This is a genomic window from Amycolatopsis sp. cmx-8-4, assembly GCF_046548675.1.
Lineage (GTDB): Bacteria > Actinomycetota > Actinomycetes > Mycobacteriales > Pseudonocardiaceae > Amycolatopsis.
Genome location: NZ_JAEBDZ010000033.1, coordinates 81,151 through 90,157, shown reverse-complemented (window position 1 = coordinate 90,157; position 9,007 = coordinate 81,151). Strand labels below are relative to the sequence as shown.

Genomic DNA, 9,007 nt, shown 5'->3' with positions numbered 1-9,007 from the left:
ACCTCGACGAAAACCTGCAGATCGCCCAGGAACTGCTGGCCAAGACCGCCGCGGCGAACATCATCCTCGAAGTCGAGATCGGCGTCGTCGGCGGCGAAGAAGACGGCGTCGCCCACGACATCAACGAAAAGCTCTACACCGCCGAAGGCGACTTCCTCAAAACCATCGACGCGCTCGGCTCCGGCGAAAACGGCCGCTACCTGCTCGCCGCCACCTTCGGCAACGTCCACGGCGTCTACAAGCCCGGCAACGTCAAGCTGCGCCCCGACGTCCTCAAGGGCGGACAGGAAGCCGCGTCGAAGAAACTCGGCCTCGACGCCGGCTCCAAGCCCTTCGAGCTGGTCTTCCACGGCGGCTCCGGCTCACTGCCGGAAGAAATCCGCGAAGCCGTCTCCTACGGCGTGGTGAAGATGAACGTCGACACCGACACGCAGTACGCGTTCACCCGCCCGATCGTGGACCACTTCTTCAAGAACTACGACGGCGTCCTGAAGATCGACGGCGAGGTCGGCAACAAGAAGTTCTACGACCCCCGCTCCTACCTCAAGGCCGCCGAAGGGGGCATGGCCGCCCGGATCGTCGAGGCCTGCCAGGCCCTCGGCTCCGCCGGCACCAAGCTCAAGTAAAGCCCATGTGAAGGGGCCGCACTTTCCCTATGAAAGTGCGGCCCCTTCGTGTGCTCGCGGTCAGTCCCAGTCGGCGCTCAGCTTCTCGTCCAGCAGCGCGAAGACGTCCTCGTCGCTGGCGGCGTCGAAGTCGAAGCCGTCGCCTTCCACGTCTTCGCGGGCGCTCCACGTGCCACGCAGCTGCTCCAGCCGGGTCGCGATCTCCTCGTGCGAACCGGGGTCGAGCACGGCGTCCTGCAGCACCTTCTCCAGCCGCGCGAGGTCGGCGAGGATCGCCTGCTCCGGCTTCTCCTCCGGGGCGACCAGCTCGGCGAGGTAGGCCGCGAGGTCGCGCGGGGTCGGCTGGTCGAACGCGAGCGTCGCCGGCAGCTGCAGCCCGGTCGCGCTCTCCAGCCGCCGCCGCAGTTCGACCGCGGTGAGCGAGTCGAAGCCGAGTTCGGTGAACGCCTGGTCCGGGCCGACGACGTCCTCGGGCCCGTGTTCCAGCACCACGGCCACCGCGTCGGCGACGACCTCCAGGAGCACCTCGATCCGGTCCGCCGGGGACAGCCCGGCCAGCCGCGGCGCGAGGTCGGCCCGGGCTGGAGCCGACGACGCGGTCCGGCGCGGCGGGATCAGCTTGCGCAGCACCGGCGGGACGTCCTGGCCGCGCAGCACCGGCAGGTTCAGGTGGACCGGCACGGCCAGGGGGTCGCCGCCCGCGCGGACCGCGTCGAACACGGCCAGCCCGTCGTCGGCGGCCAGCAGCTCGACGCCGGCCCGGGCCAGGCGCCGGATCTCGGCGTCGGGCAGGGCGGCGGTCATGCCCGCCTCCGGCGTCCACGGGCCCCACGCCAGCGAGACCGCGGGCCGGCCGTGGGCGTGCCGGTGGACGGCGAGGGCGTCGAGGAACGCGTTCGCCGCGGCGTAGTTGGCCTGTCCCGCGCCGCCGATCGTCCCGGCGAGCGAGGAGAACAGGACGAAGCCCGCGAGGTCGTGCCCGGCCGTGAGTTCGTGCAGGTGCCACGCGCCGTCGGCCTTGGGCCGCAGCACCGTCTCGAAACGATCCGGGGTCAGCGAGCCGAGGACGCCGTCGTCGAGCACCCCCGCGGCGTGCACCACGGCCGTGAGGTCGACGCCGTCGAGCAGGGCCGCGAGGGCTGTCCGGTCGCCGACGTCGCAGGCGGCGACGGTGACCGCGGCGTCCAGCGCGCGGAGGTCGGCTTCGAGCCCGTCCTCGGCGACGCCGGATCGGCTGACCAGCAGCAGCTTCCGCTGCCCGGCCGCGGCGAGCCGCCGGGCGACGAGGGCGCCGAGACCGCCGGTGCCGCCGGTGATCAGGACCGTGCGTTCCGGGTCCCACTCGGTAACGTCGGGGCCGGTGGTGGCGCGATCGAGCCGGGCGGCCGACGCGGCTCCGTCCCGAATGGACAGTTCCGGCTCGCCGGCGCCGAGGAAGTCCCGCAAGGGCAGCGAATCGTCGGTGTCGGCCAGGACGAACCGGCCCGGGTTCTCCTGCTGCGCCGAGCGCACCAGGCCCCACACCGCGGCGGCCGCGAGGTCGTCGCCGGTCAGGGCTCCGCTGGTGCGCAGGACGAGCACGTCGTCGAACCGCGGGTCCGCCAGCCAGGCCTGCAGCAACGCCAGGACCGCGGTGGTCGCGGCGCGGGTCGCGGCCGTCGGGCCGCCCGGGTACGCCGGGACGGTGACCACGACCGGCCCGTCCACGCCGAGAGCGGCGAGGTCGTCGAGCGCGCGGGCCGGATCGGTCAGCGTGTGGTCCGGGGCCGTCACCTCGGCCGCCGGGCTCGCCGGCAGCGGGGTCCAGGTGAGCCGGTAGAGGTGGTTGGCCCGGAGCTGGTCGGCGGCCGGTTCACGGACCGTCAGGCCGTCGACCGTGGCCACGGGTGCGCCCGCCGGGTCGGTGATGGTGATGCTGATCGTGTCCGGGCCCGCCGGCTCCAGCCGGACGCGCAGGTCCGCCGCGCCGGTCTGGTGCAGCGAGACGCCGCGCCAGGTGAAGGGCAGGGCGGCCTTGCCGTCCGGGTCGGCCACCATGCTCGGGTGCAGGGCGGCGTCGAGCAACGCCGGGTGCAGCCCGAACGCGCTGGTCTCCGGGTCGTCGAGCCGCACTTCGGCGAACAGCTCGTCGTCGCGCCGCCAGAGCGCGGTCAGGCCCTGGAACACCGGGCCGTAGTCGAAACCACGGTCCGCCAGCAGCGGGTAGGCGTCCGTGAGATCCACCGGCGACGCGCCGGCCGGCGGCCACTCGCCCGTGTCGGACGCGGGTGCCGGGGTGGCCGGGGCGAGGACGCCGGTGGCGTGCCGGGTCCAGGTGCCGCCTTCGAGCAGGGAGTGGACCCCGACCGGCCGGTTCCCGGCGTCGTCGGCCAGGCCGGCCGACACCTGGATCGTGGCGGCGCCGTCGCCGGGCAGGACCAGCGGGGCGAGCAGGGTCAGCTCGTCGACGCGGTCGCAGCCCACCTGCGTCCCGAGGTGGCGGGCCAGCTCGAGGAACGCCGTGCCGGGCAGCACGATCGAGCCGAAGATCGTGTGGTCGGCCAGCCACGGCTGGGCCGCCGCGGACAGCCGGCCGGTGCAGACGGCGGTGCCGGACGCGCCCAGGTCGAGCACGCCGCCGAGCAGCGGGTGCCCGGCCGCGCCACGCGCGTCACCCTGACGCACGGGCGGCCAGAAGCGGCGGTGCTCGAACGGGTAACCCGGCAGGTCCGCGCGCGGCCCGGGGGTGGACCAGGCGACGTCGACGCCGGAGACGTACAGCTCGGCCAGAGCGGTCAGGAACGTCCGCTCCTCGTCGCGGTCGCGGCGCGCCACCGGGACGACGAGCGCGCCCGGGACGTCGACCAGGCTCGCGAGCACCGCGTCCGGGCCGACCTCGACGAACCGCGTCACGCCGGACCCGGCGAGCCGCTCGACCGCGTCGGCGAACCGGACCGCGTCCCGCACCTGCCGGACCCAGTAATCCGGTGACGTGACGTCGCCCGCCGCGATCATCGGTACGGCCGGCGTCGAGAACTCCAGGCCCGCGACGACTTCGCCGAACTCGGCCAGCATCGGTTCCATCAGCAGCGAGTGGAACGCGTGCGACACACGCAACCGGCGCTGCTTCCCGAACTTCGACGCCACCGCCTCGACGGCGTCTTCCAGCCCGGACAACACGACGGACTCAGGGCCGTTGACCGCGGCGATGTCGACGCCGGCGCTCAGCAGCGGCAGGACGTCCGCCTCGGACGCCCGGACGGCGACCATCACGCCACCTTCGGGCAGCGCGCCCATCAGGCGCGACCGGGCAGAGACCAGCGTGCACGCGTCTTCGAGCGTCAGCACGCCCGCGATGTGCGCGGCCGCGATCTCCCCCACCGAGTGGCCGGTGACGAAGTCCGGGCGCACGGCCCACGACTCCAGGAGCCGCGCCGTGGCGACCTCGAAGGCGAACAGGCCGGGCTGGGTGTACTCCGTGCGGTCGACGAGATCGGTGTCCAGCGCCGCCCGGACGTCCGGGTCCAGTAGCGCGAGGACCTCGTCGAACGCCGTGGCGAACACCGGGAACCGCTCGGCCAGCTGCCGGCCCATCCCCGGTCGCTGCGCGCCCTGTCCGGAGAACAGGAACGCGGTCGGCCCGGTCAGGATCGTGCCCTCGACGACGTCGGTGGAGGTGCCCGCCTCGACGTACGCGGCCAGCGCGGCCGTCGGGCCTTCGGAGACCACCGCGGCGCGGTGCGGGAACGGTGACCGCAGGGCCAGCGCACGGCCGACGTCACCCGCGTCCAGGTTGCCGACCACGCCGGCGAGCCGCGCGGCCTGGGCCCGGACCGCGGCAGCGGAGCGTGCGGACAGCGGCCAGACGGCGAGTCCGGCGGCCGGTGCGGCGGGCGGCTCGGGAGCCTGCTCGATGATCACGTGGGCGTTGGTGCCGCTGATCCCGAACGACGAGATCCCGGCCCGCCGCGCGCGGCCGACCTCCGGCCAGCCGCGGGTTTCGCCGACCAGCTCGACGGCGCCGGCGTCCCAGTCCACATGGGACGACGGTTCGCCGACGTGCAGCGACTTCGGCACGATCCCGTGCCGCATCGCCTGGACCATCTTGATGATGCCCGCGACGCCCGCGGCGGCCTGGGTGTGCCCGAAGTTGGACTTCACCGAGCCCAGCAGCAGCGGCGTTTCGCGGTCCTGGCCGTAGGTGGCCAGCAGGGCCTGGGCCTCGATCGGGTCACCCAGTTTCGTGCCGGTGCCGTGCGCTTCGACGACGTCGACGTCCGATGTGGACAGTCCGGCGCTCGCCAGGGCCTGGCGGATGACCCGTTGCTGCGACGGTCCGTTCGGGGCGGTGAGACCGTTGGACGCGCCGTCCTGGTTGACCGCCGAACCCCGCACCACGGCGAGGATCTCGTGGCCGTTGCGGAGCGCGTCCGACCGGCGTTCGAGGACCAGCAGGCCGACGCCCTCGGACCAGCCGGTGCCGTCGGCGCCGTCGGAGAACGCCTTGCACCGGCCGTCGGGGGACAGTCCGCGCTGGCGGGAGAACTCGACGAAGGTGGCCGGGGTGGACATCACCGTCACGCCGCCGGCCAGAGCGAGGGAGCACTCCCCCGCCCGCAGGGCCTGCGACGCCCAGTGCAGCGCCACCAGCGACGACGAGCACGCCGTGTCCACCGTGACCGCGGGACCTTCGAGTCCGAGCGTGTAGGCGACGCGGCCGGAGGCGACGCTCGGGGCGCTGCCGTACCCCTGCTGGCCTTCGTACTCGCCGCCGGTGAGCAGGCCGCCGTAGTCGCTGTACATCACGCCCGCGAACACGCCGGTCGACGAGCCGCGCAGGCTCACCGGGTCGATCCCCGCGTGTTCCAGGGCCTCCCACGACGTCTCCAGCAGGAGCCGCTGCTGGACGTCGGTGGCGACGGCCTCGCGCGGGCTCATCCCGAAGAACGCGGCGTCGAACTCGGCCGCGGCGTGCAGGAAACCGCCTTCGCGGGTGTAGGTCGTGCCCGCGTGGTCGGGGTCCGGGTCGTAGAGCGCGCCGAGGTCCCAGCCGCGGTCGGCCGGAAAGCCGCCGATCGCGTCGGTGCCGGCGGCGACCAGGTCCCAGAACTCGGCCGGGGAGCCGGCGCCGCCCGGGTAGCGGCAGCCCATGCCGACGATGACGATCGGGTCGTCGTCGGCCGCCCGGACCGGGCGCGTTTCCGCGGCGGGTTCCGTCGTGCCGACCAGTTCGGCGAGCAGGTGGGCCGTCAGCGCGGCCGCGTTCGGGTGGTCGAAGACCAGCGTCGTGGGCAGCCGCAGCCCGGTCGCGGTGGCGATCCGGTTCCGCAGCTCGACGCCGGTGAGCGAGTCGAAGCCCATGGCCGAGAACGCCCGGCCGGGGTCGATCGACGTGCTGTCGGCGTGCCCGAGCACCGCGGCGACCTGCCCGGCGACCAGGTCCGCGACGACGTCCCGGCGTTCGGCTTCGGTGAGCCCGGCCAGCCGCCGACCCAGCTCGCCGGTGCTCGCCGTCTTGGCGCGGTGGGTGGTCGCACGGACCAGCCCCCGCAGCGGCGGGGCGACCTCGCCGGTCGCCGACGCGGCCGGGCGGACCGGTGCGAGCACGGGGGTTCCGGCGCCGAGGGCGGCGTCGAACAGCTCCAGGCCGTCCTCGGCCGTCAGGACAGAGATGCCGTCGCGGGCCATCCGGCGGACGTCGGCGTCGGTGAGGTCCGCCGTCATGCCGCCGGTGCCGGACCACGGGCCCCAGGCCAGCGAGACGGCGGGCAGCCCGAGGGCGGCGCGATGGTGGGCGAGCGCGTCGAGGAAGGCGTTGCCGGCGGCGTAGTTCGCCTGGCCCGCGCCGCCGATGGTGCCGGCGATCGAGGAGAACAGCACGAAGCCGGCGAGGTCGGCGGTCAGCTCGTGCAGCGCCCAGGCGGCGTCGGCCTTGGTGCGCAGGACGCGGTCGAGCTGGTCGTCGGTCAGGGTTTCGACGGTCGCGTCGTCCAGGACGCCGGCCGCGTGGACGACGGCGGTGAGCGGGTGCTCGAGGCCGTCGATCAGGGCCTTGAGCGCGACGCGGTCGGTGACGTCGCAGCGGGCGACGGTCACCTCGGCGCCGAGGTCGAAGTCGAACTGGCCGCTGCGGCTGACCAGCAGCACGTGCCGCATCCCGTGTTCCCGCACCAGGTGCCGGGCCAGCAGCCGGCCCAGTCCCCCGGTGCCGCCGGTGATCAGGACGGTCCCGTCGGGATCCCAGGTCCACGGCTCGGGCGTCACGTCGGCGCGCACCAGGCGCGGCACGGACAGCTCGCCGTCACGCACGCGGACCTGCGGTTCTCCGGCGGCGAAGGCGAGGTCGCCGTCGACGAGCAGGAACCGGTCCGGGTGCTCGGTCTGCGCGGAGCGGACGAGCCCCCAGACGGCGGCCGCGGCGAGGTCGGTGCCGTCGGTGGCGCCGTGGGTGTGGAAGACGAGTTTCGCGTCGGCGAAGCGGGGGTCGGCGAGCCAGTCGCGGACCAGGGTGAGCGCCCCGGCGGTGACTTCGTGGACATCTCCTCCGGAGATCGGGACGACGACGTGGTCCGGCACCTCCGCCAGGTCGGCCAGCGTGCCTTCGAGGAGCAGGGACGACGTGCTCGGTGCGGCCGTGGCCGGGATCCAGTCGAGCCGGAGCAGCGCGTCCTTGACGGCGGACCGGGCGCGGGTGACCGCGGCGGGCCGGAACGTCACGGCGTCGACCGTCGCGACCGGGTTGCCGTCGGCGTCCGCGAGGGCCAAGGAGACGGTGTCGGTGCCCGCCGGGGTGATGCGGGCCTGCAGGAACGACGCCCCGGCGGCGTGCAACCGGACGCCGCGCCAGCTGAACGGCACGTGCGGGCGGGTGTGGTCCGCCGTGAGGGCCACTGCGTGCAGAACCGAGTCGAGCAGCGCGGGGTGCAGGCCGAACGCGGCGGTGTCCTCGCCCAGTTCGATCTCGGCGTAGACGTCGTCGCCGCTGCGCCAGACCCGGCGCAAACCCTGGAACGCTGGCCCGTAACCGAGGCCGAGGGCGGCCAGGGTTTCGTAGTCGACGTCGACCGGGATCGCGTCGGCCGGGCGGGTCACGTCGATCGCGGCCGTTCCGGTCGACGGCTCCAGGACGCCGGTCGCGTGCCGGGTCCAGCTGCCGTGGTCGCCTTCGGGGCGGGAGAACACGTCGACGTCGCGCAGGCCCGCGGCGTCCGGTGCGGCGACGCGGATCTGCAGGTGCGCGGCCGTGTCGAGGGCCAGTGGTTCCAGGAGGGTCAGCTCGCGGACGGCCGGGCAGCCGGCCTCGTCGCCGGCGCGGCGGACGAGTTCGACGAACGCCGTGCCGGGCAGCACCGTCGTGCCGAGGACCGTGTGGTCGGCCAGCCACGGCTGCGTCTGCGTCGAAAGCCGGCCGGTGAACAGCAGCCCGGCGCCTTCGGCCAGCTCGACCGACCCGCCGAGCAGCGGGTGCCCGGGCGCGCCGAGGCCCAGCCCGGCCGGGTCGCCGGCCTTGACGCGGGCGTGCGGCCAGAACCGCTGGTGCTGGAAGGCGTAAGTGGGCACCGGGACCGCGCGGCCCTCGACGAGGCCGTCCCACGACACCGGCAGGCCGGACACGAAGAGCCGGGCGAGCGCGGTCAGGAACGTGCGGGATTCGTCGTGATCCCGGCGCAGGGTCGGGACGACGACGGCGTCGCCCACGACGTCGGCCGCGAGCCCGGCGAGCACCGCGTCCGGGCCGAGTTCGACGTACCGGTCGACGTCCCACGCTTCGAGGGCGCGCAGTGCGTCGAGGTAGCGGACGGGCTCGCGCACCTGCCGGACCCAGTAGCCGGGCGAGGTGACGATGCCCGCGGCCACGACCGGGATCGACGGCTCGTGGTAGGTCAGCTCCGCCGCGACGGCGGCGAACTCGGCGAGCATCGGGTCCATCAGCGACGAGTGGAACGCGTGCGAGACGCTCAGCCGCTTGGCGTCGCCGAACCGCTCCGCGACGGCCAGGACCGCGGCCTCCGGCCCGGCGATCACGACCGAGCGGGGGCCGTTGACCGCGGCCAGGGAGACGTCGTCGCCGAGCAGCGGGAGAACGTCGGCTTCGGTGGCGCGCAGGGCGACCATCGCGCCGCCCGGCGGGAGTGCCTGCATCAGCCGGCCACGCGCGGCGACCAGGCGGCAGGCGTCGTCGAGGGAGAACACGCCGGCGACGTGTGCGGCGGCGATCTCGCCGATCGAGTGCCCGGCGACGTAGTCCGGGCGCACGCCACGCGCGGTCAGGGCCTGGAACAGCGCGACCTCGACGGCGAACAGCGCGGCCTGCGTGTGTTCGGTGCGGTTGAGCGCGGCCGCGTCGTCGCCCCACATGACGTCGCGGACCGCCGGGGCGAACCCGGCGAGGACAGTATCCA

General features: G+C 74.4%; 2 protein-coding genes (1 of these 2 cut by a window edge). One reads left to right on the top strand and one right to left on the bottom strand.

Features of this window, described 5'->3' with window-relative positions:
* The coding region (locus ACLJQZ_RS41205; protein WP_410626327.1) for a class II fructose-bisphosphate aldolase at positions 1-626 on the top strand (626 nt) is incomplete at its 5' end.
* 60 nt (positions 627-686) lie between these two features.
* Here ACLJQZ_RS41205 and ACLJQZ_RS41200 read toward each other — a convergent pair.
* A protein-coding gene (locus ACLJQZ_RS41200; protein WP_410626325.1) for an SDR family NAD(P)-dependent oxidoreductase crosses the window boundary here: on the bottom strand, positions 687-9,007 show its end. Its footprint extends 19,240 nt past the window's final position; 8,321 of the gene's 27,561 nt are visible here — the last part of the coding sequence; the start codon falls outside the window, past its right edge; it ends in the stop codon at positions 687-689.